General features: G+C 71.4%; 29 protein-coding genes and 1 pseudogene. 14 read left to right on the top strand and 16 right to left on the bottom strand.

Features of this window, described 5'->3' with window-relative positions; translation table 11 throughout:
- Positions 1-45: 45 nt before the first annotated feature.
- From BSB02_RS09820 to BSB02_RS09800, 5 genes are all read right to left on the bottom strand, one after another.
- Positions 46-618 carry a hypothetical protein gene (locus BSB02_RS09820; RefSeq protein WP_143590426.1) on the bottom strand — a complete coding sequence of 191 codons (573 nt, stop codon included), beginning with the start codon at positions 616-618 and terminating at the stop codon, positions 46-48.
- Complete coding sequence (locus BSB02_RS09815; RefSeq protein ID WP_084958392.1) at positions 612-1,214, bottom strand: hypothetical protein; 603 nt, start codon at positions 1,212-1,214, stop codon at positions 612-614. Before BSB02_RS09815 ends, BSB02_RS09820 begins: the two co-directional genes overlap by 7 nt.
- Before the next feature lie 108 nt (positions 1,215-1,322).
- On the bottom strand, positions 1,323-2,780 hold the full coding sequence (locus tag BSB02_RS09810) for a serine hydrolase domain-containing protein (RefSeq protein ID WP_084958391.1): 1,458 nt from the start codon (positions 2,778-2,780) through the stop codon (positions 1,323-1,325).
- A 54-nt stretch (positions 2,781-2,834) separates the two neighbouring features.
- On the bottom strand, positions 2,835-4,373 hold the full coding sequence (locus tag BSB02_RS09805; protein ID WP_084958390.1) for an MFS transporter: 1,539 nt from the start codon (positions 4,371-4,373) through the stop codon (positions 2,835-2,837).
- Positions 4,374-4,477: 104 nt separating this feature from the next.
- A complete protein-coding gene (locus BSB02_RS09800; RefSeq protein ID WP_084958389.1) occupies positions 4,478-4,855 on the bottom strand; it encodes a VOC family protein in 378 nt (125 codons plus the stop codon).
- Between the two features lie 229 nt (positions 4,856-5,084).
- Between BSB02_RS09800 and BSB02_RS09795 the strand changes: the two genes are divergently transcribed.
- Together BSB02_RS09795 and BSB02_RS43430 are read left to right on the top strand one after the other, a co-directional pair.
- Positions 5,085-5,987 carry a LysR family transcriptional regulator gene (locus BSB02_RS09795; RefSeq protein WP_084958388.1) on the top strand — a complete coding sequence of 301 codons (903 nt, stop codon included), beginning with the start codon at positions 5,085-5,087 and terminating at the stop codon, positions 5,985-5,987.
- Between the two features lie 315 nt (positions 5,988-6,302).
- Positions 6,303-6,683, top strand: a pseudogene (locus tag BSB02_RS43430) (M55 family metallopeptidase); the annotation flags it as partial.
- On the opposite strand, the gene BSB02_RS42075 reads toward BSB02_RS43430, so the two are convergent.
- Both BSB02_RS42075 and BSB02_RS09780 read right to left on the bottom strand, forming a co-directional pair.
- Positions 6,661-7,764 carry a DUF4158 domain-containing protein gene (locus BSB02_RS42075; RefSeq protein WP_420855841.1) on the bottom strand — a complete coding sequence of 368 codons (1,104 nt, stop codon included), beginning with the start codon at positions 7,762-7,764 and terminating at the stop codon, positions 6,661-6,663. The pseudogene BSB02_RS43430 and the gene BSB02_RS42075 overlap by 23 nt on opposite strands.
- 179 nt (positions 7,765-7,943) lie before the next feature.
- Positions 7,944-8,654 carry a GDSL-type esterase/lipase family protein gene (locus BSB02_RS09780; RefSeq protein ID WP_240506313.1) on the bottom strand — a complete coding sequence of 237 codons (711 nt, stop codon included), beginning with the start codon at positions 8,652-8,654 and terminating at the stop codon, positions 7,944-7,946.
- 208 nt (positions 8,655-8,862) lie between these two features.
- Between BSB02_RS09780 and BSB02_RS09775 the strand changes: the two genes are divergently transcribed.
- Positions 8,863-10,077, top strand: a complete 1,215-nt coding sequence (locus BSB02_RS09775; RefSeq protein ID WP_084958385.1) for an isochorismate synthase — start codon at positions 8,863-8,865, stop codon at positions 10,075-10,077.
- On the opposite strand, the gene BSB02_RS09770 is transcribed toward BSB02_RS09775, so the two are convergent.
- The 3 genes from BSB02_RS09770 to BSB02_RS09760 all read right to left on the bottom strand — a co-directional run bounded on the left by BSB02_RS09770 (position 10,074) and on the right by BSB02_RS09760 (position 11,981).
- Positions 10,074-10,703: an IMPACT family protein gene (locus BSB02_RS09770; RefSeq protein WP_084958384.1), complete on the bottom strand. Its 630-nt coding sequence runs from the start codon at positions 10,701-10,703 to the stop codon at positions 10,074-10,076. The two genes, BSB02_RS09775 and BSB02_RS09770, sit on opposite strands and share 4 nt — an antisense overlap.
- Positions 10,704-10,779: 76 nt before the next feature.
- Positions 10,780-11,394 (bottom strand): ATP-dependent Clp protease proteolytic subunit, encoded by a 615-nt coding sequence (locus tag BSB02_RS09765; RefSeq protein WP_084958383.1) that lies wholly within the window; start codon positions 11,392-11,394, stop codon positions 10,780-10,782.
- Positions 11,391-11,981, bottom strand: coding sequence for a ClpP family protease (locus tag BSB02_RS09760; protein WP_084958382.1), 591 nt, complete (start codon positions 11,979-11,981; stop codon positions 11,391-11,393). The genes BSB02_RS09765 and BSB02_RS09760 overlap by 4 nt, the downstream gene beginning before the upstream one ends.
- Before the next feature lie 131 nt (positions 11,982-12,112).
- On the opposite strand from BSB02_RS09760, the gene BSB02_RS09755 reads away from it, so the two are divergent.
- Positions 12,113-13,324 carry a sensor histidine kinase gene (locus tag BSB02_RS09755; protein ID WP_084958381.1) on the top strand — a complete coding sequence of 404 codons (1,212 nt, stop codon included), beginning with the start codon at positions 12,113-12,115 and terminating at the stop codon, positions 13,322-13,324.
- 53 nt (positions 13,325-13,377) lie between these two features.
- Positions 13,378-14,016 carry a response regulator transcription factor gene (locus BSB02_RS09750; RefSeq protein ID WP_084958380.1) on the top strand — a complete coding sequence of 213 codons (639 nt, stop codon included), beginning with the start codon at positions 13,378-13,380 and terminating at the stop codon, positions 14,014-14,016.
- Here BSB02_RS09750 and BSB02_RS09745 read toward each other — a convergent pair.
- Both BSB02_RS09745 and BSB02_RS09740 read right to left on the bottom strand, forming a co-directional pair.
- Entirely contained in the window at positions 13,986-14,897 is a 912-nt protein-coding gene (locus tag BSB02_RS09745) for a DUF2268 domain-containing putative Zn-dependent protease (RefSeq protein WP_084958379.1), read from the bottom strand. The two genes, BSB02_RS09750 and BSB02_RS09745, sit on opposite strands and share 31 nt — an antisense overlap.
- 76 nt (positions 14,898-14,973) lie before the next feature.
- Positions 14,974-15,735: a hypothetical protein gene (locus BSB02_RS09740; protein ID WP_240506304.1), complete on the bottom strand. Its 762-nt coding sequence runs from the start codon at positions 15,733-15,735 to the stop codon at positions 14,974-14,976.
- A gap of 76 nt (positions 15,736-15,811) precedes the next feature.
- Here BSB02_RS09740 and BSB02_RS09735 point away from each other — a divergent pair, with 76 nt between their 5' ends.
- From BSB02_RS09735 to BSB02_RS09705, 7 genes are read left to right on the top strand one after another with little or no spacing between them, the layout of a single operon-like run.
- Positions 15,812-16,813: an AAA family ATPase gene (locus BSB02_RS09735; RefSeq protein WP_084958378.1), complete on the top strand. Its 1,002-nt coding sequence runs from the start codon at positions 15,812-15,814 to the stop codon at positions 16,811-16,813.
- Positions 16,810-17,724 (top strand): DUF58 domain-containing protein, encoded by a 915-nt coding sequence (locus tag BSB02_RS09730; RefSeq protein WP_240506303.1) that lies wholly within the window; start codon positions 16,810-16,812, stop codon positions 17,722-17,724. Before BSB02_RS09735 ends, BSB02_RS09730 begins: the two co-directional genes overlap by 4 nt.
- On the top strand, positions 17,721-18,668 hold the full coding sequence (locus tag BSB02_RS09725) for a VWA domain-containing protein (protein WP_084958377.1): 948 nt from the start codon (positions 17,721-17,723) through the stop codon (positions 18,666-18,668). Before BSB02_RS09730 ends, BSB02_RS09725 begins: the two co-directional genes overlap by 4 nt.
- An 11-nt stretch (positions 18,669-18,679) precedes the next feature.
- Entirely contained in the window at positions 18,680-19,273 is a 594-nt protein-coding gene (locus tag BSB02_RS09720; protein ID WP_084958376.1) for a class I SAM-dependent methyltransferase, read from the top strand.
- A complete protein-coding gene (locus tag BSB02_RS09715; protein ID WP_084958375.1) occupies positions 19,270-19,809 on the top strand; it encodes a TrmH family RNA methyltransferase in 540 nt (179 codons plus the stop codon). The genes BSB02_RS09720 and BSB02_RS09715 overlap by 4 nt, the downstream gene beginning before the upstream one ends.
- A gap of 35 nt (positions 19,810-19,844) precedes the next feature.
- Positions 19,845-20,645, top strand: coding sequence for a glycerophosphodiester phosphodiesterase family protein (locus BSB02_RS09710; protein WP_240506302.1), 801 nt, complete (start codon positions 19,845-19,847; stop codon positions 20,643-20,645).
- A complete protein-coding gene (locus BSB02_RS09705; protein ID WP_084958373.1) occupies positions 20,642-22,078 on the top strand; it encodes an MFS transporter in 1,437 nt (478 codons plus the stop codon). The genes BSB02_RS09710 and BSB02_RS09705 overlap by 4 nt, the downstream gene beginning before the upstream one ends.
- Here BSB02_RS09705 and BSB02_RS09700 read toward each other — a convergent pair whose 3' ends face one another.
- Entirely contained in the window at positions 22,079-22,567 is a 489-nt protein-coding gene (locus tag BSB02_RS09700; RefSeq protein ID WP_206184596.1) for a winged helix-turn-helix transcriptional regulator, read from the bottom strand.
- 74 nt (positions 22,568-22,641) lie between these two features.
- On the opposite strand from BSB02_RS09700, the gene BSB02_RS09695 reads away from it, so the two are divergent.
- Positions 22,642-23,139 (top strand): nuclear transport factor 2-like protein, encoded by a 498-nt coding sequence (locus BSB02_RS09695; protein WP_084958372.1) that lies wholly within the window; start codon positions 22,642-22,644, stop codon positions 23,137-23,139.
- A 127-nt stretch (positions 23,140-23,266) separates the two neighbouring features.
- Entirely contained in the window at positions 23,267-23,611 is a 345-nt protein-coding gene (locus BSB02_RS09690; RefSeq protein WP_084958371.1) for an RNA polymerase-binding protein RbpA, read from the top strand.
- 76 nt (positions 23,612-23,687) lie between these two features.
- Here the strand turns inward: BSB02_RS09690 and BSB02_RS09685 are convergent, their stop codons facing one another.
- The 3 genes from BSB02_RS09685 to lnt form a co-directional block, all read right to left on the bottom strand.
- A complete protein-coding gene (locus tag BSB02_RS09685; RefSeq protein ID WP_084958370.1) occupies positions 23,688-24,185 on the bottom strand; it encodes an FxsA family protein in 498 nt (165 codons plus the stop codon).
- A 67-nt stretch (positions 24,186-24,252) separates the two neighbouring features.
- Positions 24,253-24,999 carry a polyprenol monophosphomannose synthase gene (locus BSB02_RS09680; protein ID WP_084958369.1) on the bottom strand — a complete coding sequence of 249 codons (747 nt, stop codon included), beginning with the start codon at positions 24,997-24,999 and terminating at the stop codon, positions 24,253-24,255.
- The gene (lnt, locus tag BSB02_RS09675; protein ID WP_240506301.1) at positions 24,996-26,456 is read right to left on the bottom strand and encodes an apolipoprotein N-acyltransferase; all 1,461 of its coding nucleotides are present in this window, start codon (positions 26,454-26,456) and stop codon (positions 24,996-24,998) included. The genes BSB02_RS09680 and lnt overlap by 4 nt, the downstream gene beginning before the upstream one ends.
- Between the last annotated feature and the right edge of the window lie 154 nt (positions 26,457-26,610).

Genomic DNA, 26,610 nt, shown 5'->3' with positions numbered 1-26,610 from the left:
GGCCCATCCCCACCAGGACTTAAGCCTTTGTCAGCAGGCTCTGAGTCATCTCGTTGAGGATCTTCGCTGGCGTGGTGCCGGCGAAGCCGTCGATGCGGACCGGCTCGGAGCGTCCGGCCACGTGAGCGTCGGGTAGTCTTCCCCGGCGGTGATCGAGAATCGGTACCACGCGGTTGGCGGGCTGGAGGGCTCACGTTTGCTGGGCGTGGCGGTGGCGTGCGTGATCGCGTCCGCTCTGATGCGGCTGGCGGCATCACACAGCTTCCACGCCAGGTCGGTGTCGCGACCGGCAGCGATGATCGGAGACCGGCCCGATAGCTTCACCGTGTCTTGGGCCAGCAGCGCGGCCAGGTGGCTCTTCCACGCTTCGGCGAACGCGGCAGGCCTGCGCTGTTCGTCGTCCTGTTCGCCCACGGTCCGGTAGTAGGCCTCCCGCACGATCGCCTGCGTGGCTGCCCGCCGCAGGTGCCCTTCGAGGTCGTTGAGGTTGCCTGGGTTCCGCACCGCGTCGGCCATCTCCCGCAATCGGGTGAGCAGGCCGCGCAGTCCCGTCGGACGCGGGGGTGGCGGTGCCGGCCACGACGCGGGCAGGGGCTCCAGCAGCAACCGCATCACCATGCCAGCACCGTAGTGCGCGGCTGGGCGCGAGGGCATCGGGTCAGAGATCCTCGATATAGCCGGGCGGCGATGTCGTCGGGCGGGTTGGTGTACAGCCGCAGGTAGCGGTCGTTGGCGTGGCCGAGACGGCGCTCGAGTTCGGCGCGGTTGTGGCCGGAGGACTGGGAGAGCTGGAAGGCGAAGGTGTGGCGGGGCGTCGTGCGGGCGCAGGGTGCCGAGCTTGCGGTCGGGGTCGGGCATCTGGGCGTCGCGCAGGTGGCCGATCTCGCCGACGATGGTGTTGATCGAGCGGGTGACAGCCGGCCGCCGGGGCGGCGGGCACCGATCGAGGCGGCCGCCAGGAACAGCGCGGCCGGCGAAGTGCTGGCGGCGGCCAGGTGGTCGCGCCAGGCGCTCACCTCGCGCGGGGTGACGGCCGAGAGCCGGTCGTGGCCGAGGCCGTCGGTGATCCAGGCGGCGAAGCGCTGGAGATGCCGGGAGATCTTGGCCGCGACCTCCGCCGAGCGGACTCCGCGCACGGCCAGATCGAGGTAGCGCTCTGTCCACGCTGGCAGGCTGTCGTCGGCCGGATCGATGCGCTGGGGAAGCCCAACCACCTTTCGTGCAGCGACTTCGGCGCGATCCGGATCCAGGGCTGGTCGGCGGCTGAGTGCGTGCCGTGAGGGGTGTGCTCAGCCGCCGACCGGAGGGGTACTGCCGGCGGGTCAGCCGATCTTGGGGGTGGCGCGCATGCCGACGTACACGCAGGCGGTGCCGTTGGACAGGGTGGAGAAGACGACGGGCATGTAGTCCTCGCTGAAAGAGGCGCCCGCGCCGGTGGCGGCGAACACGGTTTCGGTGACCGGGGTGAGGTCCATGTCCAGGGGCGGTGACATGTCCTTCATGCCGTCGACGAACTCGTAGCGCATGCGCGCGCCGCCGTCCGCGCCGACGCCGACCGTGATGACGACGCCTTCGCGCCGGTAGGTGCCGAGCAGCGGGGCGAGATCGACGGTGGGCGGCTGGGCGGGTGGCCCGAACGGGGCGGGCATCGTGACCCCGGCCAGCTCGGCGAGCAGTTGCTTGAACAGGTCGGCGTACAGCAGACGGGCGCTGCCCCCGTTGGTCATCAGCACCAGAGCGAGCCCGGCGTGCGGGACGACCCGCAGGTAGGCGTACTGGCCGATGGCCGCGCCGTCGTGGCCGTAGCCGGCGACACCGTCCCAGTCGTACAGGGTCCAGCCCAGGCCCCAGCCGTCGGCGGAGACCGTCCACTTGTCGGGCACGTCGGTCTCGCGGCGCTGCATCGTGGCTACCGCCTGCGCCGACAGCACGCGGGTGCCGTCGGGGGCGAGGCCGCCGTCGAGGTGGAGGGCGGCGAGGCGGGCCATGTCGCCTGCGGAGGTGATGACGCGGCCGTACGGCCCGGCCGAGCGCGGCATCAGGTCCCAGGCCGGAGCCGGGTCGGGGTCGGCGCCGGGCTCGCCCAGATGGCTCATCGCCACCCGGAAGCGCAGCGCCTCCTCCGGCAGCGTCATGGAATGCTCCAAGCCGAGCGGGGTGAACAGCAGGTCCTTGAGCGCCTGGTCCCAGACGCGGCCGGTGAGCACCTCGATGAGGCGCCCCAGCACGACGTAGCCGAGCCCGCCGTAGGAGATCGCGGTGCCGGGCGGGCAGTCCAGCGGCACGTCTCCGGCGGCCTGGACGTACTTGGCCAGGCAGTCGTCACCGCGGCCGCTGTCGTGGTTGAAGTCGTTGGTGACGCCGCCGGTGTGCGACAGGAGCTGCCGGACGGTGATCTGGGCGGTGGCCCGCGGGTCGGGGGTGGCGAACTCCGGTAGTACGTCCACGACCCGGGTGTCCAGGTCGAGCTTGCCTTCGTCGATCAGCCGCATGACCAGCGTGGCGGTGTAGACCTTGGCGATCGAGCCGGACAGGAACACCGAGTCCGTCGTCACCGCCACCCCCGTGCCGCGGTGCAGCACCCCGCTGGCCAGCTCGTGCACCTGCCCGTTGACCAGCACGGCCAGCTGGGCGCCGGGCACGTGGTGGGCGGCGCGCAGCTCGTCCAGGCGGGCCTGCCAGCGCTCGCGCTCGAAACGGCGGCCGGCCGTGTCGCGCATGCCCCAGTCGCTGTGCGCGCTCCAGGCGCCGTCGCTGGTCCAGTTCAGTTCCGTGGTCATCTGTCTCTCCTCAATGGTTGTCGAAAGAAGGTTGTCGAAGGGGGGAAGGCCGGGTCAGGAGTGGGTGGCCGTAGCGGGTTCGCGCTCCGGCGCGCTCTCGAAGGCCGCAGGTGGGGGCGTCCCGGTCTCCGTACGGCGCAGCACGATGAACGCCAGGACGGCCGCCGCCAGAACTCCGGCGGCGCTGATCGTGAACGCCGACGACATGGCCGTGGTGAGGGCTTCGCGAGCGGCCTGCGCCAACGTCGCGTCCCCGGAGGCGCTCGCGGTGGTGAGGGCGTCGGCGATCGAGCGGCGGGCCGGCTCGGGGGCGGTTGACGGCATCGCGGTGGTGTAGCCGCCGGCCAGGACGCTGCCCAGCACCGCGATGCCGAGGGCGGCGCCCATCTGCTGGATGGTGTCGTTGAGGGCGGAGCCGACGCCCGCCTGCTCGGTGGGAACGGTGCTCATCAGGGCGGAGACGGCGGCGGGCATCGCCAGACCGCCGCCGGCGCCGAGCAGGAGCAGGGCGGCGGCCGGCAGGACGAAGCCGTACTCGGCGGAGGCCGCGGACAGCAGGCCGAATCCGCAGGCGCTCACGGTCAGCCCGAAGACGATGAGAGTCCGGTTGCCGATCTTGGAGCCGAGGGTGGCGCCCAGCGTGTTGAACGACAGCGAGGCGATCGCCATCGGGATGAAGGCCAGACCGGCCTGGGTGGGTGTGTAGCCGAGCACGTACTGCAGGTACTGGGTGAGCACCAGCAGCAGGCCGCCATTGCCGATCTGCACCAGGGTCAGCGAGAAATTGCCGCCGCTGAAGGTACGGTTACGAAACAGGCTGAGCGGCACCATCGGATGCGCCGTACGCAGCTCCCACGCCACGAAGCCGGTCAGCGCGAGTACGGCGAGCACCGCGGCGACGGCCGTGACCGGGTGAGCGAGCCCGTGAGCCGGCAGTTCGATGATGGTCCAGACCAGAGCGGTCATGCCGACCACCGACAGGACCGCGCCCAGCGGGTCGGGCTTGCGCCACGGGCCCTTGGACTCCGGCATCAGCGTCAGCGCGGCGACGATGGCCAGCACCGCGATCGGCACGTTGATCAGGAACACCGCACCCCACCAGAACCAGGCGATCAGCACCCCGCCCAGCACCGGGCCGCCGATCAGCCCCACCATCGCGACCGCGCTCCAGGCGGCCATCGCCTTACGCCGCTCGGTGTCGTCGAACACGGTGATCAGGATGGACAACGTGCTCGGCATGATCAGCGCGCCGCCGACCCCCATGAGCGCGCGGGCGGCGATGAGCTGAATCGGGTCGCCGGCATAGGCGGCGGCCAGCGAGGCGACCCCGAACACCGCCAGCCCGATGACCATGACCCGGCGTCGGCCGTACCGGTCCGACAAACCGCCCGCCGTCAGCAGCAAGCCGGCGAACACCAGCACATAGGACTCCAAGATCCACTGGGTGTCCTGGGCGCTCGCGCCGAGATCGGCGGCCAGCGGCGGGATCGCCACCGTGAGCACCATGTTGTCGATCACCAGCACCAACGTGCTCAAGCACAGCACCACCAGAATCAGCCACCGGCGCGGGTGACGCTGCTGTCTTGATTCCATCGAAGTCCCTTCATTACGGTGCGCAATGCGCGCTCGGGGTGAAAGCCGGGTGCAAGTACGAATACCGGCCATGCACGCAGGCGGGGCGAAGGCCGGCCCGGGGATCAGGCGCCCGCCGGGGGCTGCCACTCGACGAGCTGGATCACGACGCCGTTGGGGTCCGTGAGCCGCAGCACCCACTCACCCCACGGCTCCAGTCGCAACGGCTCGGTGATGGTGGCGCCTTCGCGGCGCAGCCGCTCCTGCTCGGCGGCGATGCCGGAGACGGTGAAGGACACGATCACCTCCGCCGGCTTCTCCGGACTGGGCGGCTCGTCCCTTCGCGGCAGCAGGACGATGTCGGCCGCGGCGTCGTCCCGGCAGAGGCAGACGATGCCCTCGGCGACCACGAGCTCCCGGAAGCCGAGGTGGGTGGCGAAGAACCGACTGGCGGCCGGGACGTCGGCGACGCTCAACGACACGGTGGTGGCGGTGACGTTCATGACGTCATCACGGGCTCGGTCATCGGCGCTTGCGCGCGAGGCCACGGCCGCCGCCGTACTGCGATGCGAACAAAGATCATGCTAGGACCGCCCTTCGATGTACTCCACCGGCGTCACTGGTCGAGACCACACCGGCGACGAGGTCAAGCATTCGCCCTGGCCAGGGACCAGAACAACGGGAGATCCCGTAAGCTTGGTTAACCCAGAGGTTTACGATCGAGGGGCCAGGGTGGAACTGCGCGACATCGAGATCTTCCTGACCTTGGCTGAGGAGCTCCATTTCGCCCGCACCGCCGAGCGGCTCCACGTGTCCCCAGCACGCATCAGCCAAGCCATCAAGAAGCAGGAACGCGCCCTCGGCGCCGCGCTGTTCGAGCGCACCAGCCGTCAGGTGCGCCTCACCCCGGCCGGACGGCAGTTCCGCGACGACCTGCTCCCCGGCTACCGGCAGATCCAGGACGCGATCGCCAAGGCCGCCGCGGTCGGCCGTGGCATCACCGGTACGCTGCGGGTGGGATTTTCCGCCGCCTGGTGCGGCAACCTCATCGTCAAGGCCGCCGACGCGTTCAACGCCCGCCACCCCGGCTGCGACATCCACATCCAGGAGCTGCCGCTCAGCGACAGGTTCGCGCTGCTGCGCGCCCGTGAACTCGATCTCCAGCTCACCGAGCTCCCGGTCGACGAGCCTGACATCACCACCGGGCCCACGATCTTCTCCCTGCCACGTGCCCTCGTCGTCCCGGCCGGTCATCCCTTCGCCGCCCGCCCGTCCATCTCGCTCGAAGACCTCGCGGACGTCCAGCTGATCACGATCACCGGCCCGCCGCAGTACTGGCTGGACCACCACCTCCCCACCCACACCCCCGCGGGCAACCCCATCCCCCGAGGCCCGGCAACCGTCGCCTGGCAAGAAGTCCTCTCACTGGTGAGCGCAGGCAAAGGCGTCTGCCCTACCTCCGCCCTCGCCGCCGACTACTACTCCCGGCCCGACCTCGCCTTCGTTCCCTTCCGCGACGCCCCACCCTTCGAGTACGCACTCCTGTGGCCGGCCACCGGACAGACCCCCAAGGTGAGCGCCTTCGTCCAGACTCTCCTTACCGTCGCCCGCAAGCACGGCGGGAACACCCGATAGGTGGTCCGCCCCACCGACGTCACCGCGCAGCGCCGGTGGCGTCGATCGCCGGGCGTCCTCGCCTGGTCCCCGCCGGACTTCCCCGATGACCCCCTCGCGGCGGCGGCCGAGTCGACGGCAGGGACATGATGGCCGGCAGCCGCAACACCATGCCGCACTACTCGATCTCCAACCGGATGCGCATGGGCTGGGTCCAGGCGGGCGAGGTCAAGCTCTACAACTTCCAGGGTGCCGGCGTCGTGAACGACACCCTCACCCTGCACGCCGCCGAACTGGGCCCCCGCGGGACGGGTACGCGCGATCGAGATCCGACTGGTGCTGGTGGCCGACGCGCACGGCCCCTACCGCAACATCCTGCCCGGGGACCTGGCCCGGCGGGCCCGGCTGATCCGCGGCAAGCCCCGCGAACTGGGCATGATGGCCTGCCTGCAGGCCGGCGCCCAGGTGGCGATGTTCGTCGGCTACCACGCCCGCGCCGGCGCCGCCGGGGTGCTCGCCCACACCATGGCCGACACCGTCCTCGACGTCCGCATCAACGGCGCTTCCCACGGCGAAATCGGCATCAACACCCTGCTGGCCGCCTCGTACGGCCTGCCCGTCGTCCTGGCCAGCGGCGACGACCCGGCCTGCGCCGAATTCAGCGCCCTGGCGCCCCACGCGGTCACCGTGCCGGTCAAACGCGGTCTCGGCCAGCACGCGGCCGACGGCATGCACCCCGACGAAGCGCACGAGCTCCTGCAGTGCGGCGCCGGCCAGGGTGTTCTGCCGGGAGGCGGCCGACCACTTGCCCAAGCAGCTGACGGGCCTCACCCGCCTTGGCCCGCTCGATCAGCGCCTCGTCGGTCTTGGACTTGGCCCGCGACTCCCGCGCGGACACGGCCCGGTCGAACAGCATCACCACCTCGTCGACCTGTTCCACGGCGGACTGCGCGACCACGGCCAGCAAGATCGGATAACGGCGCTGCGGCTCGCGGCGCTCCACCGCCTGATTGGTCGAGCGGCGGCCCACCGAGGCCAAAAAGCGGCGCCGCTCGGCCGCCAGCTCCGACACGTCCAGGGTGTGGGCGTCCATGTTGCGCAGGTAGAGCAGCTTGTCGATGGCGTTCTTCACCGAGGCCGCGCTGGCGTCGGTGGCCGCTTTGATCAGCCAGGCCAGCCGGGTCATCCTCAGCCCGGCGTCATAGACCAGCAACCGGTCCAGGTCCGCGCGCAGCTGATCGGTCAGCAGGTGCGCCACCTTCTCCCAGGTCAGCGCGGTGGCGCTGGTCCGGGCGGTGGCCACCATCTTGGCCAGCGTCGTCACACCCGGCCGGATCGTCTTGGCCGCCATGAGGTACTCGGTGGCCAGATTGAACAGCAGCGCGGGCGAGTCGTGTTCCATGGCCCGGTCCAGCAGGAACTGTTCCAGTTCCTTCATCGCGGTGCTGCCGGCCGGGGCACTCTTCCAGCCCAGATAGCCAGCCACCAACCGCAGATGATCGCTGCGTGTCTGCTCCCGCTGACCGTACTCGGCCAGAACGTCCGGATCGATCCGCAGCCGCTCGGCCAGCCGATCAATGGCCACCGGCGGCGCCGAGCTCACCTCGTCCGGCACGAACCCCAGCCAGGGCAACGTGGCGAGCTGGACGGCAAGCCCTAATCGATCACCCGGGCCACGGCCGCGACCCGGGTCGATGAAGGCGACGTCGGCGGGCGTCAGGGTGAAGTACCGGATCAGATCCTCACGGCTGATGTCGGGGTACGAGCGCAGCCGCTCCAGCTGGTCCTCGGAGAACATCCGGGTCGACATCGACCACCTCCACACCGCAACCCGGTCAGGACCGTACGAACCGTAGCGGAAGTGATCAACAAACGGAACCTGCCCGCATCAGTGCAGGTCAGGCAAGCAGGACGAGCGGAAGATCAAATAGTTGGCCGAGGGCATCCCGCTAACGGGACTTCTCGTTCGCATGCTCGTCATACCCCGAAACCGTGCTTGAACGTGATCTCCGCCAAAACCCGCTGCCCCCACACATTCGGATGAAAGAAATCCCACTTACTCACATGATCCAACGTGAACGGATACGCGAACACCGCCCCGCCATCCGTCCGGCACGACGGCCCGAACCGCGCACACACCTCCGCCAGCACCCGGTTGTACGCCATCACCCGAGCCCGCACCCGCACCCGGCGCGCCACATCCGCACGATCCATCGACGACGGCTCCGCCAACATCGACGGGCAAACCCTCCCCAACGCCCAAAACACCCGCGCGAACGGATTCCCCCTCCCCACCCGCCACAACCGCCAAAGATCCGGAACACTCGCCACGAACACCCGAACCCCCGGCACCCCCTCCCGCAACACCCCCAACGCCCGCGCCACCCGCTCCCGATACACCCCCACCGGCGTCATCGCCCGCTCACTCGACCGGCACGCATCCTGCGCCCCCACCAAGACCGTCACATACTCCGCCCGCGCCGCCACCGCCCGCCGCGCCTGCCCCACCAAATCCGCACTACTGGCCCCCGGCTCGGCGAACACCCGATTCCCACCCCGCATCCCCAGCCGCACATAATGGCTCCCCACCTCCCGATCCTCCCCCACCGCCCACGACCGCGACACACACGACACATACCACCCACACGCGTTGAACCCCGTCGAAATCGAATCCCCCAACGCCGCCATCACCCGCGGCGGCTCCGCCGTACCCGACACCAAACCAGCCGACAACGCCACAACCACAACCCCACGAACCACCATGACCCGACCGTAAAGACCAACCCCACCACCCCGCACGACCACCGCCCCCACCCAACCGAGTCCATATGACCCCTTGACACCCACCCGGGGGGCCCAAGTCGAACACGTTCAACTACCGCATAGAGTGTCTCGAGTGAGCGTCGCACTGGGAACCACCCGCCCACTGCCGGTCCGCACCACCCTGGTCCGCGACCCCGGCCACCTGACCCGCACCCTCCCCACCCTCCCCGACACCGCCCCCTATGCCTGGATCAGGCACGGCGAAGGCATCATCGGCTGGGGACAGGCCGCCCGCGCCCACATCCCACCCGGCCCCAACCGCTTCACCTGGGCCCGCCAATGGCTCACCGAGCTGTTCGCCCACACCCACCAGCCCGGACCCATCGCCTTCGGCAGCTTCACCTTCGACGAAAACTCACCCGGCTCCGTCCTCGTCATCCCCCAAACCATCCTCACCCGCCGCAACGGCCAAACCCACCTGACCACCATCGGCGACCCCGACCCCCGCCCCGCCACCCCCCTCCGCGACCCCGGCCACGTCAGCTACGGCGACGGCACCCTCACCGCCCCCGCCTGGCAACACATCGTCACCCAAGCCGCCACCCACATCCGCCACGGCCACCTCGAAAAAGTCGTCCTCGCCCGCGACCTGCTCGCCACCACCCAATACCCCATCGACACCCGCGTCCTGCTCACCCGCCTGGCCACCCGCTACCCCGACTGCTACACCTTCTCCGTCGACGGCCTCATCGGAGCCACCCCCGAACTCCTCATCCGCCGCACCGGCCCCCACATCGAATCCCTCGTCCTGGCCGGCACCACCCCACGCGGCACCAACCCCGCCGACGACCTCGCCCGCGGCGCCGCCCTCCTCACCTCCCCCAAAGACCGCCACGAGCACGAATGCGCCATCGCCTCCGTCCGCCGAGCCCTGGCCCCCCTGTGCTCCACCCTCCACACCCCCGACCAACCCCAGCTCCTCACCCTCCCCAACGTCCAACACCTCGCCAGCCACGTCACCGGCCACCTCACCGACGGCGCCACCGTCCTCGACGTCGTCGCCGCCCTCCACCCCACCGCCGCCGTCGGCGGCACCCCCACCCACACCGCCGTCGACCTCATCCGCACCCTCGAAGGCATGGACCGCGCCGGCTACGCCGGACCCGTCGGCTGGATCGACGCCAACGGCGACGGCGAATGGGGCATCGCCCTGCGCTCCGCCATCATCGACGGCACCCGCGCCCGCCTGTTCGCCGGATGCGGCATCATGGGCGACTCCGACCCCACCGCCGAGCTCGCCGAAGCCCAAGCCAAATTCCGCGTCATGCAATACGCCCTGGAAGGCTAACCAGGCACACTCACCCACTCACCCTCACTCACCTCAACCCGCCCCGCCGTGAGCGAAGCCACCCACCCCCTAAACACCCCCACCTCGTCGGCACCCACCGCCACCGTCAAACACACCCGCGCCCCATAAACCACCTCACGCACCGCATACCGCGACGCCCGCAAACCGTTCTCCACCCGCCCCGCCAAATCGTGCGACACCCACACCCGCACCAACCGCGCCGGCACCATCCGCACAACCTCCCCCCGATCCAGCGCCCGATCCAACGTCTCGGTCACCGCCCCGCCATAAGCACGCACCAACCCGCCCGCCCCCAGCAACACACCCCCGAAATACCGCGTCACCACCGCCACCACATCACTGAACCCACGCCCCACCAGCGCCTGCACCATCGGCGTCCCCGCCGTCCCACCCGGCTCCCCATCGTCGTCACCCTTGGCGACCCGCTCACCGATCACATACGCCGAGCAGTTGTGCGTCGCACCCGCATGCAAAGCCCGCCGCCGGGCGATGAACGCCTGCGCCTCCCCCACGCTGCCCGCCGGCGCGACCGCGCAGACGAACCGCGAGCGGCGCACCTCGATCTCGTGCTCGATGCTGGTTTTCAAGGTGAGGTAGGAGGACACTCATCTAACCTAGTGCCTTTACAATGTAGATCAATAAGGGTGCCACCTCCGCCTCCTCACGAAGGCGGCACCCGCCTCACCCCACCGCCGCCAAGGACCGCTTCCTGCTGGTGTAGACCTCGTCCACCAGCCCGTACCCCTTGGCGTCCGCGGCCGTCAGCACCCGGTCACGCGCCAGGTCCCGCCGGATCTGCCCCACCTCGCGCCCCGTGTGCCGCGCCAGCAGCCGCTCCTGCAGCTCCCGCATGCGCAGCACCTCCCGCGCCGCGATCTCCATGTCGCTGGACTGGCCGTACCCGCCCTGGGTGTGCGGCTCGTGCAGCAGAACCCGGGCGTGCGGCAGCATCGCCCGCTTGCCCGGCGACCCGGCCGCCAGCAGCACCGCCGCCGCCGAGGCCGCCTGCCCGATGCAGACGGTGTGCACCTGCGGCCGGATGAACAGCATCGTGTCGTAGATCGCCGTCATCGCCGTGAACTCCCCGCCCGGCGAGTTGATGTAGAGGTTGATGTCCGCGTCCGGATCCATCGACTCCAGCGTCAGCAGCTGCGCCATCACGTCGTTGGCCGAGGTCTCGTCGATCGGCGTGGCCAGGAACACCACCCGGTCCTCAAACAGCCGGGTGTAGGGCGTGGACTCCTTCACCCCGTAGGAGGTCCGCTCGGTGAACGACGGCACCACATACCGGCTCATCGCGGCGTCACCCCCGCCACCACGTCCTTGGCGCTGCGCACCACGTGGTCGACGAAGCCGTACTCCAGCGCCTCCTGCGCGGTGAACCACCGGTCGCGGTCGGAGTCCTCCTGGATACGCGCCAGCGGCTGGCCGGTGTGCCGGGCGATCAGCTCGGCCATCAGCCGCTTGGTGTACAGCAGGTTCTCGGCCTGGATCTGGATGTCGCTGGCCGTGCCCCGGATGCCGCCCAGCGGCTGGTGCATGACGATCCGGGCATGCGGCAGCGCGTACCGCTTGCCCGGCGTGCCCGCCGACAGCAGGAACTGCCCCATCGAGGCCGCGAAACCCATCGCGACGGTCGCCACGTCGCACGGAACGAACTGCATCATGTCATACAGCGCCATCCCGGCGTGCACCGAGCCGCCCGGAGAATTGATGTAAAGCGTGATGTCGCTGTCGGGGTCGTCGGCGGCCAGCAAAAGCAGCTCGGCGCACAGCCGGTTGCAAATGTCGTCGTCGACCTCCTGCCCCAGCACGACGATGCGTTCCTTCAGCAGCCGCTGGTTGAGCTGCTCGGGCCAGCGCACGGTCGGGGTCTCGGTCATGACGCCTTCCTTTCTCTCGCGAACTCCCTCCGACGCTAGCCCGCCACATTTTCGAATTCACGCCCTTTTCGCCGGCAGCGCATTTTCTCGAAAAGCATAATCCGCCGTGCGCGAATTTCCCTCGACATATGATGGGGCGTGTGAGATGGAGCGTGCTCGCCCGCCACTGGCTGTGCCTGATCTTCGGCGGGGCGCTGCTGATGCCGTACATGATGGCCGGGCAGGTCGTCTGGAGCCTGTACGGCCCCAGCGCCCCCGGCGACCCCCTGCTGGCCGTGCAGCCGGTCATCTTCCTGGCCGTGCTGCCCATCGTCGCCCTGACGGGCCTGGCGCTGCCCGTGCGCGAGCTCGCCGCCCCGCCCGCCCGCGACCTGCTGGGCGCCCCCGTCGAACCGCCGCGCCGCGACCGCCCCCGCACCTGGGACGAGCGCCGCCGCTCGGCCACCTGGTTCACCGTCCACCTGGCCGTCGGCGGCGTCGCCAGCGGCTGCACCCTGGCCGTGGCCCCCTTCGCCGTATGGACCTTCCTGGTGCCGATCGTCGGCAACCCCCTGGGCCTGCTCGGCCGGCCCTACGGCCCGGGCTGGAGCGCCGCCTGGTGGCCGCCGCTGGGGCTGGCGAGCCTGGCCGCCCTGCTCGCCCTGGTCCGCGGCGCCGGCGTGCTGCTGGCCAGGCTCGCGCCCGCCCTGCTCGGCCCCTCGGCGGCCGAACGCCTCGCCCAGGCCGAGGCCCACGCCCAAGACCTCGCCGGACGCGCCCGCCTCGCCCGCGAGCTGCACGACTCGGTCGGCCACGCCCTCAGCGTCGTCACCCTCCAGGCCGCCGCCGCCGGCCGCGTCCTGGAGCGCGACCCGGCCACCGCGCGCACCGCCCTGGCCGCGATCGAGCACTCCGCCCGCGCCGCGCTCGACGACCTCGACCACGTCCTGGGCCTGCTGCGCGACGAGACCCCCGACCGGCAGCCCACCCCCACCCTGGCCGACCTGGACGACCTCATCCGCGCCAGCGGCGCCCAGGTCCACACCCGCATCGGCGACCTGACCGCCGTCCCCGCCCTGGTCTCCCGCGAGGCCTACCGGATCCTGCAGGAGTCGCTGACCAACGCCATCAAACACGGCCACGGCCCGGTACGGCTGGCCGCCGCCGTCCACGACGACGCCCTCCACCTCCAGATCGCCAACCCCCTGACTCCCGGCCTCGCCGCGCCGGCCGCCACCGGGGCGCGCGGCCTGGCCGGCATGCGCGAACGCGCCCGCCTGCTGCGCGGCACCCTGCAGGCCGGCCCCGAAGCCGGCACCTGGCAGGTCACGGTACGGCTCCCGCTGACCCCCGGCTCCCAGTGACCCCCGGCTCCCGCCGGCCTCCCCGGCCCGGCGACCCGCTACCGTCGTCACCCATGACGCTCAGGGTCGTCCTCGCCGACGACGAGGCCCTCATCCGCACCGGCCTGCGGATCATCATCGACGCCGAACCCGACCTCCAGGTGGTCGGCGAAGCCGCCGACGGCGCCGAGGCCCTCACCGTGACCCGCCGCGAACGCCCCGACGTGGTCCTCATGGACGTGCGCATGCCCGGCCTGGACGGCATCGCCGCCACCGCCCGCCTGCTCGCCCTCCCCCACCCCCCGAAGGTGATCGTCGTCACCACCTTCGACAACGACGACTACGTCTACGACGCCCTGCGCGCCGGCGCCAGCGGCTTCCTCCTCAAACGCACCAGGCCCGACGACCTGACCCAGGCCGTCCGCCTCGTGGCCGCCGGCGAGTCGCTGCTGTTCCCCGCCGCCATCCGCCGCCTGGCCGCCGCTCGCCCCCGCACGCCCGTCCCCGGCGTCGACCGCCTCACCGACCGCGAGGGCGAGGTCCTGACCCTCATGGCCCAGGGCCTGTCCAACGGCGAGATCGCCGCCCGGCTCGTCGTCAGCGCCGAGACCGTCAAGACCCACGTCGGCAACGTCCTGGCCAAGCTCGGCGCCCGCGACCGCACCCAGGCCGTCATCGCCGCCTACGAGTCCGGCTTCGTCCGCCCCCGCTGACCATCCAGCGCCCCCTCCAGTGCCGGGGCCAGGATCTGCGCCGCCGGCAGCACCGTGCTGGCCGCCACCGACATCCCCGTCGCCGCCAGGTGCGCCTCCACCAGCCGCAACCCCACGGCGTACCCCGCCATGTCCGGAATCCCGCGCGGCGTCCCGCCGAACCGGGCCATCGCCGAATCCCCCAGCACGTAGGCGGGGGTGTGCTGCATGCCCTGCAGGTCGATGTCGGCCACGATCTTCTCGTACGCCCGCTCGAAGTCCGCGCCCGTCACCATCGCCGACCACGGCCCCATCGCCTCCGGTCCCGACAGCTCCCGCACGAACGCCTCCGCCAGCCCTTCGGCCACCACGTGCTCGCCCACGGTCACCGTCGCCGGATCCCACGCCACGTTGGAGTAGCGCACCTGGTGGTGAAACTCGTGCACCGCGCAGTGCGCGATCCGGCCGACGTTCTCCTCGGTCGGCCAGGCCAGCAGATACAGCCAGCCCGGCGCCGACCCCATCCCGTAGTAGCCGCCGGTCGTCCGCATCAGATGCTCGTTGTCCGGATCGCCCAGCACGAACATCACCTGCAGCGTCTCCGGATGACGCAGGCCCGGAACCGCATCGCGCAGGTAACCCAGCGACAGCTTCAGCAGCCGCTCGATCTGCCCGGGCAGGTCCGTCTCCGCCAGCCACCGCAGCGCCGGCAGGTACCGCTCGTCCTCCCGGTCCACCCGGAAGCCCCCGCCCTGATGGTGCATGTCCACCAGGTCCCCCGGCATCGGGATGGCCTCCCGCATCGGCGCCAGCATCGCGCGCAGCGCCTCCGGCCGCTTCTCCACCGGCCCCTGGAGCATCCGCTCCATCGCCGGCAATGTGTCGTGAATGACGATGTCCATGCCGGCGACGCTAGAACCTCACGCAACGTGAGGCTCAAGCCGATTTCCCCGGCCGCTCAGATCGACTCAGCTCGACTCAGATCGACCCGCTGTCATCCGCCTCATCCCCCGGCGACGGCCCCGGGCTGGCCGGGCCCGACCGGCTCGGCGACGGGCTCGGCGACGGACTGGGCTGCGGCTGCGGCGTGACCGGCGAAGGCGGCGGCGTCGGCTCGAACACCGTCGCCGGCAACGGCCGCCGCACCGGCTCGCTGTCATCCGGATCCCGCACCAGCAACACCACCATCACCACGCCCAGCACGCACAGCACCGCCAGCACCGCCAGCGCCGTCAGCACCCGCCGCCGCGTCTCGGTCAACGGCAGCCGCCCGCCGCCCGCCCCCGGCAGCGCCGGCGCCCGATCCGCCAGCCAGTACGGCACGAAGTCCGGCCCGTGCGGCTCCCCCAGCAGCGTCCCGCCCACCAGCACCGGCTCCAGGAACCGCTCAGCCCCCGGCCCGTTCGGCAGGTACGGCGTGGCCACCCACGGCGCCCGCCCCAGATCCGCCGCCAGCACCCGCGGCACGCCCCCCGCCCCGCCGGCCTCCGCGCCACGCCCGCGCCACAACAGCCCCCGCCGCCCCGACGCCTGCCTGACCGCCGAGACAAATCGCTCCCGCGCCGCCCCGTCCAGCGCCGCGCCCCTGGTCAGCAACGCGATCGACACCGCACGCCCGTCCGCCGCCTGCCCCAGGTACACAAACCCCGCAGGCGCCGCATGCAAACGCGCCTGCACCACGAAAGGACCCACCCGCGGCGGATCGCCGTACTGCAACGGAGCGGTCACGTTGACGGTCACGGCATCAATCTTCCCCGACACCCGCCTCCGTGCACGTTTCCGGAAAAGTTGGGGAAGATTGGTGAACATGGCAAGCATGAGCGTCGCCGAAGACCTGCCCAGCGGCACCGACGCGGCAGCCCTGCGCGAGGCCCTCCAAGAGGTCCGCAAGGTCATCGTCGGCCAAGACCACATGGTCGAACGACTCCTCGTCGCCCTCCTGGCCCGCGGGCACTGCCTGCTGGAAGGAGTCCCCGGCGTCGCCAAGACGCTGGCCGCCTCCACCCTGGCCACCGTCGTCGGCGGCACCTTCGCCCGCATCCAGTTCACCCCCGACCTGGTGCCCAGCGACATCGTCGGCACCCGCGTCTACCACCCCTCCAGCGAACAGTTCGACGTCGAACTCGGCCCCGTCTTCGTCAACTTCCTGCTCGCCGACGAAATCAACCGCGCCCCCGCCAAAGTCCAGTCCGCCCTGCTGGAGGTCATGGCCGAACGCCAGGTCACCCTCGCCGGCGTCACCCACCCCCTGCCCAAGCCCTTCATCGTCCTGGCCACCCAGAACCCCATCGAATCCGAAGGCGTCTACCCCCTGCCCGAGGTCCAGCGCGACCGCTTCCTGTTCCGCGTCCGCGTCCACCACCCCAGCGCCCACGAGGAAATGGAAATCCTCCAGCGCATGAGCGTCACTCCGCCCACCCCCCGCCAGATCCTCGACCCAGACCGCCTCCTGGCCCTCCAGCAGCAGGCCGAACAGGTCTCCGTCCACCAGCTCGTCGCCGACTACGTCGTCCGCCTCGTCATGGCCACCCGCTCCCCCGCCGACTACGGCCTGGCCCCCCTCGACGACACCATCGAGATCGGCGTCAGCCCCCGCGCCACCCTCGGCCTGGTCGCCGCCGGCCGCGCCCTGGCCCTGCTGCGCGGACGCGACTACCTGCTGCCCGACGACGTGCGCGACGTCGCCGTCGACGTCATGGCCCACCGCCTCATGCTCACCTTCGACGCCATCGCCGACGGCGTCGACCCCGAACAGGTCATCCGCCAGATCCTCCACGCCGTCCCACCCCCCCTCGTCGTCTGGAACAACCAACGGTGACCGACAGGGCAGAGGAAGTCCTCCGGCGCCTCGAGCTGACCATCACCAGGAAGCTCGACGGGCTCATGCACGGCCAGCACCAGGGACTGCTGCCCGGCCCCGGCAGCGAAGCCGGCGACAGCCGCGTCTACGTCCCCGGCGAGGACGACGTGCGCCGCATGGACTGGGCCGTCACCGCCCGCACCACCGTCCCCCACGTCCGCGACCTCATCGCCGACCGCGAACTGGAAACCTGGGCCCTGGCCGACCTGTCCCCCAGCATGGACTTCGGCACCGCCGCCACCGACAAACGCGACCTGGCCGTCTCCGCCATCGGCGCCATCGGCTTCCTCGCCAGCCGCGTCGGCGACCGCTTCGGCGTCATGGTCCTCCACGACGAACACATCCACCGCATGCCCGCCCGCACCGGCCGCGCCGCCCTGTACGGCCTGCTCCACTCCCTCATGGACGCCCCACGCGGCCGGGCCGTACCCGACGCCCCCGACCTCGCCGAAGCCCTCGACGTGCTGGCCGCCACCCGCACCCGGCGCGGCCTGCGCGTCATCGTCTCCGACTTCCTCGACGCCCACCCCACCCTCGACCCCGACGCCGAACGCCCCTGGGAACGGCCCATGCGCCGCCTGGCCGCCCGCCACCAGGTCCTCGCCGTGGAAATCATCGACCCCCGCGAACTGGAACTGCCCGCCGTCGGCCGCGTGGCGTTCAGCGACCCCGAGACCGGGAAAGTACGCGAAGTGCACCTTTCTCCCAAGATTCGGCACGCCTACGCCGAAGCCGCCGCCCTCCAGCGCGAGGGCACCCGCCTCGCTCTCCGCCGCGCCGGCGCCGCCCACCTCGTGCTGCGCACCGACCGCGACTGGGTGCACGACATCGCCCAATGGACCCTCCGCCAGCGCAGGAGGCTCCGGTGACCTTCCTGGCGCCCGCGTGGCTGTGGCTGTTCGCCCTGGTGGCACTCCTCGCCGCCGCCTACATCGCCGCCCAGCTCGCCCGTCGCCGCTACACCGTCCGCTTCACCAACCTGGCCCTGCTCGACCTCGTCATGCCCGCCGCCCCCGGCTGGCGCCGCCACATCGCCCCCCTGCTGTTCCTCATCATGATGAGCCTGCTGGTCATCGGCGCCGCCCGCCCCGCCGACCAGGTGCGCGTCCCCCGCGACCGGGCCACCATCATGATCGCCCTGGACGTCTCCCTGTCCATGGAAGCCGACGACGTCCCGCCCAACCGCATCACCGCCGCCCAGAAAGCCGCCCAGCAGTTCGCCCTCGACCTGCCCCAGCGCTTCAACGTCGGCCTGGTGTCCTTCGCCCGCTCCGCCAACGTCGTCGTCTCCCCCACCACCGACCACCAGGCCGTCGCCACCGCCATCAACACCCTCGACACCCGCCCCGGCACCGCCATCGGCGAAGCCGTCTTCAACTCCCTCGACGCCATCCGCGCCTTCGACCAGCGCGCCGCCACCGACCCCCCGCCGGCCGCCATCGTCCTGCTGTCCGACGGCGACAACACCTCCGGCCGCGCCGTCGCCGAGGCCATCGAAGCCGCCATGCAGGCCCGCGTCCCGGTCTCCACCATCGCCTACGGCACGCAGGAAGGCACCGTCCAGATCGACGGCCGCCCGGTCAACGTCCCGGTCAACAAGGCCACCCTGCAATCCCTGGCCGACGGCACCGGCGGACGCGCCTACAGCGCCGAATCCGGCACCGAACTGCGCGAGGTCTACGAGCAGATCGGCACCTCACTGGGGTTCAAGCTGGTCAACCAGGAGATCACCCAGTGGTTCATCGTCGCCGCCATCGCCGCCGGCCTGCTGGTCGCCACGGCGGCGGTCCTGCTGGGCTCCCGCATCCCGTAACGTTTCCCCATGTGGGCCACTACTTCCAGGAGCAGCCACAAGCCGCCAGCCGCCCGGGCGCGGTCGACCTCATCCTGCCCGACCTGCACCTGAAGCTGGAGACCGACCGGGGCGTGTTCTCCCCCGACCGGATCGACCTGGGCACCCGCATCCTGCTGGAGACCCTCCCCCCGCCGCCCCAGGAAGGCGACCTGCTCGACCTCGGCTGCGGCTACGGCCCCATCGCGCTGACCATGGCCGCGCGCGCGCCGCAGGCGACGGTCTGGGCTGTCGACGTCAACCGCCGTAGCCTGGAGCTTACGGAGCGTAACGCCCAAGCCGCCCGCCTTTACAAAGTAAGACCCGTCCACGTCGACGAGGTGCCCGCCGACGTGCGCTTCCGCGCCATCTGGTCCAACCCGGCCATCCGCATCGGCAAACCGGCCCTGCACGCCATGCTCACCCGCTGGCTGTCCCGCCTGACCGGCGACGGGGTCGCCTACCTGGTGGTCCAAAAGCACCTCGGCTCCGACTCCCTGCAGCGCTGGCTCGCCGAGCAGGGCTGGCAGGCCACCCGCGCGGCCTCCCGCGCCGCCTACCGCATCCTGAAGGTGACCCGACCATGAGCAAGCAGTTGCGCCCGACCGACGTCAAGCGGCTCAACCGCACCTGGCGCCGCAACACCGCCAACCGCGTCGCCCTGATCGTGGAGTCGGTGACCGGGCCGTTCAACGTCGGCTCGATCTTCCGCAGCGCCGCCGCCTTCGGCGTCGAGCGCATCTGGCTGGCCGGCAACACCACCCCGCCCACCAACCCCAAGGCCGGCAAGACCGCCCTGGGCACCGACCGGCTGGTCGCCTGGAAGGACTCCGTGCCCGTGCTGCAAGCCGTCCAGGAGGCCCGCGACGACGGCTACGCCGTGCTGGCCCTGGAGCTGACGGCCGACGCCGTACCCCTGCACAAGGCCCGCCTCGACCGCGACGTGTGCCTGCTGGTCGGCAGCGAGGACCACGGCTGCTCCCCCGCCGCCCTCGCCGCCGCCGACGGCGCCTGCTACATCCCCCAGGTGGGCCGCGTCGGCTCCTTCAACGTCGCCGTCGCCGCCGCCATCGCCCTGGCCGAGGCCCGCCGCCAGGAATGGCAGAACCTCTCCGATCTGTAACCCAAAGTTTTGCTCACGAAGGGCATACTTCCGACGTGCTCAGCCGCCGCTTCGCCTTCCTCGACCACCCCGGCCCGCTGGCCTTCGCCCACCGCGGCGGCGCCCTGGAGGGCGCGGAGAACACCTTCCCGGCCTTCGAGTGGGCCGTCCGGCTGGGCTACCGCTACCTGGAGACCGACGCCCACGCCACCGCCGACGGCGTCCTGGTGGCCTTCCACGACCACACCCTCGACCGGGTGACCGATCGGCGCGGTCGCATCGCCGAGCTGCCCTACTCCGTCGTACGGCAGGCCCGCATCGGCGGCGTCCACGAGATCCCCCTGCTGGAGGACCTGCTGGGCACCTGGCCGGAGGCCCGCTTCAACATCGACGTCAAGGAGGCCGCCGCCATCCTCCCCCTCGCCGAGGCGATCAGGCGCACCAACGCCTACGACCGCATCTGCCTGACCTCCTTCTCCGACGAGCGCCTGGCCCGCGCCAAGGCCGCCCTCGGCCGCGAGGTCTGCTCCGCGCTCGGCCCGCGCGGCGTGGCCACTCTGCGCGCCGCCGCGGCCACCTCCGGGTACGGCAGGCTGTTCGCCCGCCTGTCGCGCGCCGGCATCCCCTGCGCCCAGATCCCCCTGGGCTTCCGCGGCCTGCGCGTCACCACCCACGCCCTGGTCCGCACCGCCCACGCCCTGGGCATGCACGTCCACGTGTGGACGATCAACGACCCGCTCCGCATGGAGCAGCTGCTCGACCTCGGCGTCGACGGCATCATGACCGACAACATCACCGGCCTGCGCGAGGTGCTCGACAGGCGCGGGCTCTGGCACCCCCACGGAGTCGCCGCATGACATCCCCCGCACCCCCCGCGGTCTTCGACGAGTCCCCCGCCGCCCGCCGGCGCGAGCAACGAGGCTGGTACTTCTACGACTGGGCCAACTCCGCCTTCCCCACCACCGTCCTGACCGTCTTCCTCGGCCCCTACCTGACCTCCATCGCCGAGTCGGCGGCCTGCGCCAAGGACTTCGCCGGCGTGGCCGCCGCCACCTGTATGGACACCTTCGACCAGCTGGCCCGCGCCAACCCCGGGCTCGGCTACGTCGAGGTGCTGTGGATGGACATGCGGCCCAGCGCCTTCTACCCCTTCGTGGTCGGCACCGCCGCGGTCCTGCAGATCATCCTCATGCCCATCGCCGGCGCCCTGGCCGACCACACCGGCCGCAAGAAGGAGCTCATGGGCTTCTTCGCCTACCTCGGCGCCCTGGCCACGCTGGCCATGTGGTTCGTCGCCGACGGCCGCTACCTGCTGGGCGGCCTGCTCTACCTGGTGGCCAGCCTCTCCTTCGCCTGCGCCTTCATCATCTACAACTCCTTCCTGCCCGACATCGCCACCGCCGACGAGCGCGACAGGGTCTCCGCGCGCGGCTGGGGCTTCGGCTACCTGGGCGGCTTCCTGCTGCTGGCCGTCAACCTGGGCATGTACCTCGGCCACGGGGCGCTGGGCCTGTCGGAGGGCGACGCGGTACGGCTCGCGCTGGCCTCGGCCGGCGTGTGGTGGGGCGGCTTCACCGTCATCCCCCTGCTGCGCCTGCGCAACCGCCGCGCCCACGCCGCCGGCGCCCAGTCCGCCGGCCAGGCCGTGGCCGGCAGCTTCCGCCAGCTCGGGCGCACCATCCGCGAGCTGCGCCTGTACCCGCTCACGCTGGCCTTCCTGGTCGCCTACCTCATCTACAACGACGGCGTGCAGACCGTCATCTCCTTCTCGGCCACCTACGCCAGCGAGGAGCTCGGCCTGGGCCGCGACATCCAGATCAGCGCCATCCTCATGGTCCAGCTGGTGGCCTTCTTCGGCGCGCTGCTGCTGGGCCGCCTGGCCCGCTCCTACGGCGCCAAGCGGGTCGTGCTGGCCGCCCTGGTGGCCTGGACCGCCGTGGTCAGCGTCGCCTACTTCCTGCCCCGGGGCTCGGCGGTGGCCTTCTTCGCCATGGGCTTCGCCATCGCCATCGTCATGGGCGGCACCCAGGCGCTGTCGCGCTCGCTGTTCTCCCACGTCATCCCCAAGGGCAAGGAGGCGGAGTACTACAGCCTGTACGAGATCAGCGACAAGGGCTCGACCTTCCTGGGCTCCTACACCCTCTCCCTGGCCCTGCAGCTGACCAACAGCTACCGGCTGGCCATCGTCTCGCTCATCGCCTTCTTCGTCCTCGGCGGCGTGCTGCTGGCCCTCGTCAACATGCCCAAGGCCATCCGCGCGGCCGGCAACCAGGTGCCCGAGAAGATCTGATCACCCCGGCGCCAGGCCCCCGGCCAGCACCCACGTGCCCGGGCCGGGCGCCGCGCCGGGTCCGGCCGTGGCCGTCACCGTGTCGGCCGTGACCGGGCCGCCGCAGTGGGGGCAGGCCACCACCGGGGTGAACGGCCGGCCGCAGGAATGCACCAGCACCGCCGGCGGCCCGCCGGGGGGCGTGGCCCACTTGTCACCCCACGCCATGATCACCATGAGCGCCGGCACGATGTCGAGCCCCGCCTCCGTCAGGTGGTACTCGTAGCGCACGGGCCGCTCCTGGTAGGGCCGTCTGCTCACCACGCCGGCCGCCATCAGCCGCTCCAGGCGCTGGGTGAGCAGGTTGCGGGACACGCCCAGGTCGCGGGCCAGGTCGTCGAAGCGCCGCACGCCCAGGAACAGGTCGCGCAGGATGAGCGGCGTCCACGGCTCCCCCACCACGCTCACCGCCTGGGCGATCGAGCAGTGCATCTCCCCGAACCTGTTCATGCCGCCAGCATAGTGGGTTGACTATCTGAACCCACTCCTTCTAAGTTCAGAATCAGGACTAACCGGGAGGCCTCATGACGACTGCCGCCGAGGACACGGCCAGACGCTACCGGCAGGCGAGCGAGACCAAGGACATCGCCCTGCTGACGACGACGCTCGCCCCCGACGCCGTGCTGCGCTCCCCGCTCAGCTCCCGGGCCCGCTTCCACGGCGCGCGGCAGGTGGAGGAGGTGCTCTCCGCCGCCCTGTCGGTGGTGAGCGACGTGCGCTACCACACCGACGTCGGCGACGAGCGCACCCGCATGCTCGCGGCGACGGGCCGCCTGGACGGCACCGAGCTGGAGGAGAGCGTGCTGCTCCGGCTGGACGAGCAGGCCCGCATCGCCGAGCTCACGCTGTGGGTGCGCCCGCTGCCGGCGCTCACCAAGCTCATGGCCGCCCTGGGCCCGGCCCTGGCCCGCCGGAAGGGACGCCCCGCGCTGGCCCGCCTGCTCGGCCCGCTCACCGCTCCCCTCGTGCTCGCCACCGACCTGGGCGACCGCCGCCTGGTGCCCGTGGTGACCGGGAGATAGCGAGGGAAAGGAGCAAAAGCGCGATTGGATCACCCGCCCAGTGGGAATCCCAACACGGTATCAAGCGTTAGACACACCGTGGGAGACAGACCCCTCGGACACGGGGTCCTGTAGGAGGCATTGAGACATGGGCGAGCGCGCGCTTCGTGGCACCCGGCTCGGGGCAACCAGCTACGAGAACGACCGTAACACGGATCTGGCTCCGCGCCAGGACGTGTCCTACACCTGCGCCAAGGGCCATCGCTTCGAGGTCCCGCTTGCCGCCGAGGCCGAGGTCCCGCCGACGTGGGAGTGCCGCATGTGCGGCGCGACCGCCTGGCGGGTCGACGGCGAGCTGCCCGAGGCCAAGAAGTCCAAGCCGCCGCGGACGCACTGGGACATGCTCCTGGAGCGCCGCTCCATCGAAGACCTCGAAGAGGTGCTCAACGAGCGGCTGGCCATCCTGCGGGCGCAGCGGCGCAAGAGCGCCTGACCGCACCACGGTGAGCGAAACCCCGGGCCGCCGCGGCCCGGGGTTTGGCATGTGATGCGGCATGTCCGCACGCCCGTCAGCGGTCCTCGTCGATGACCTCGCCGTGCACGACCTTGCCCGGCCGGCCCGTCCGGTCCCCCGGCTGGCTCTGCCGGCCCAGGTCGTCGTCCTGGTAGACCAGCCGCGCGTACGGCGAAGCCGCCGCCATGCTCTTGACCTTGCGCGCGAAGAACCACCCGGCCAGGCGCCGCATCAGCGGCCGCGTGAACGGCACCACGCAGGCGAAGCCCAGCACGTCGGTCAGGAAGCCCGGGGTCAGCAGCAGCGCGCCGCCCACCAGGATGAGCCCCCCGTCGGCCAGCTCCCGGTCGGGCATGCGGCCCGACTGCAGCGCCGCCTGCAGCGCGCGCCAGGCCCGCCGGCCCTCCCGCCGCACCAGCCAGGCGCCCAGCAGGCTGTCGGCGATCAGCAGCGCGACCGTGGTCCAGCCGCCGATGGCCTGCCCCACCTGGATGAGCAGCCAGATCTCCAGCACCGGGACCACCAGGAAGGCCAAGAAGAGCAGCAGGCGCATGGTTTCCTCACTCGGGCGCGGGAGCCGTACTCCCTCTTCTCAACGTCCGGGCCGCGGCGGACGTTCCTCAGGCGCGGCCGCGGCGCAGCCGGCGCGGCAGGCCCTTCACGCCCCACACGGTCACCCGCCAGAACGCCTCGGTGACGATGTCGCGGCCCATCTTGCTCCTGCCCACCTGGCGCTCCACGAACGTGATCGGCACCTCCACGATGCGCAGGCCGTTCCGGGCCGTCCGCAGCGTCAGGTCGACCTGGAAGCAGTAGCCCTGCGACTGCACGTCGGCCAGCCCCACCTTCTCCAGCGTGGCCGCCCGGTAGGCGCGGAACCCGGCCGTCGCGTCGCGCACCGGCAGGCCCAGCATCACCCGCGTGTAGATGTTGGCGCCGCGGGAGAGGAACTCGCGCCGGCCCGGCCAGTTCACCACCCGGCCGCCGGGCACCCAGCGCGACCCGATCGCCAGGTCGGCGCCCTGCTCCAGCGCCTGCAGCAGCTTGGGCAGCTCCTCGGGCTGGTGGGAGCCGTCGGCGTCCATCTCCACCAGCACGTCGAAGCCCTCGGCCAGGCCCCAGCGGAAGGCGGCGATGTAGGCGGCGCCCAGGCCCTGCTTGGCCTCCCGGTGCAGGACGTGAACGTGGTCGTCGGCGGCGGCCAGCTCGTCGGCGACCCGCCCGGTGCCGTCGGGGCTGTTGTCGTCGACGACGAGCAGGTGCGCCTCGGGGACGGCGGCGCGGACCCGGCCGGCGATCATCGGCAGGTTCTCGCGCTCGTTGTAGGTGGGCACGATGACGAGAACCCGGCCGACTGTGTCGATCATCTGGCGTCCCTCACCCGACGACGTGCGGCGACCCCGACGGCCGCCGCTCCCATCACTATCAATGCCCATTCCGGCGCCTGGCCCACCGCCGTGGCGACCGTGCCGCGGGTGCGAACCGGCACGGTGACCACGGTCTGGTCGGCGACGCGCTCCCTGGTCTGCCAGGAGACCTTACCGTCTGGCGTGACGAAGGCGGAGATTCCCGTGGTGGCGGCGGTCAGGACGGCGCGGTTGTGCTCCACGGCCCGCAGCTTGGACATGGCCAGCTGCTGGGGCGGCAGGTTGGACAGCGCGTAGGTGGCGTTGTTGGTCTGCACCACCAGCGGCGAGCCGCCGGCGCGGACCGTGCCGCGCACGGTGCCGTCGAAGGCCACCTCATAACAGTTGATCGCGCCGATCGTCACCGGCCCCATGACCAGGTCCCCCGGCCTGGTCCCGGCCACCGACTGCCTGCCGACGAGCCGGGCCCGCTCGAACAGCGTCAGGAAGACCTCCTTGAACGGCGTGTACTCGCCGAAGGGGACCAGGTGCTGCTTGTCGTAGTAGGCGCCGGGGCCGGTGCTGGGGTCCCACACCAGGCTGCGGGTGGCGCGGTGCTCCTCACCGATCGCGACCACCGCGCCGACCAGGACCGGGACGCCGACGTCGCGCACCGACCCGTCGATGATCCGGTACGCCTCGGGGTCTCGGTAGGGGTCGATGTCGGTGGAGTTCTCCGGGAGGACCACGAGATCCGGCTTGGGGAGCCTTCCGTCCCGTACGGCTTTCGCCAGCTCGTGCGTGCCGTTCGCATGATTTTTCAGGACAACGGCGGCTTCGTCGCCGAAGGCGGAGATCCCCTCCCCCGGGACGTTGCCCTGGACGATGCCGACGTTGACGGTGCGGTGCTCATCGGGCGGGCGGGGGATCAGGAGGGTCAGCAGGGGTACGGCCAGCGCCCCGGCGGTCAGGGCGGCGGTGGCGCGGTGGCGGCTGTGCTGGCGCCCGGGGTGCCGCAGCGTGCGGACGGCGGCGGCCAGGAGCGTGCCGCACAGGGCGACGGCGAAGCTCACCAGGGGCGCGCCGCCGAGGGAGGCGTAGGGGGTGAACGGCGACTCGCCCTGGCTGAAGGCGATCCGCACCCAGGGGAAGCCGCCCACGGGGAAGGTCGAGCGGGCCCACTCCATCGCCACCCACAGCGCCGCCACGGCCAGCGGCCACCATCGCAGGCGCACCACCAGGGCCGTCGCGGCGGCCCAGGCGGCGTAGAAGAGGGCCTCGACGGCGACCAGGGCGAGCCAGGCGTCGTAGCCGATGGGGCGCACCCAGGCGAGGGCGGGCAGCAGGAAGACCAGGGCGGCCAGGTAGCCCACCCAGGCGGCCCGGCGGGGGCGCAGGCCGTACAGGCTCAAGGTGAGGAGGGCCAGGCCGAGGGGGGCGCATGGCCACCAGTCCAGGGGCGGGAAGGCGAGGAACAACGCCGGCCCCCCGGCCGCCGCCCCTGCCAATCGCGTCCACGGGAATCCCGCCGGCGCCTCCCTCCCGCCGTCGCCCGGCTCACCCACCTCAGGGGCGCGGGAAGAAGGGGAAGAACCACCCGTGGCGGGGGAAGGGGAAGGACCGCCCGCGGCG

It is taken from the genome of Thermoactinospora rubra (genome assembly GCF_002093975.1).
Lineage (GTDB): Bacteria > Actinomycetota > Actinomycetes > Streptosporangiales > Streptosporangiaceae > Nonomuraea > Nonomuraea rubra_A.
Note: the sequence above shows the minus strand (reverse complement) of the source record. Positions and strands in the feature narration are given on the sequence as shown.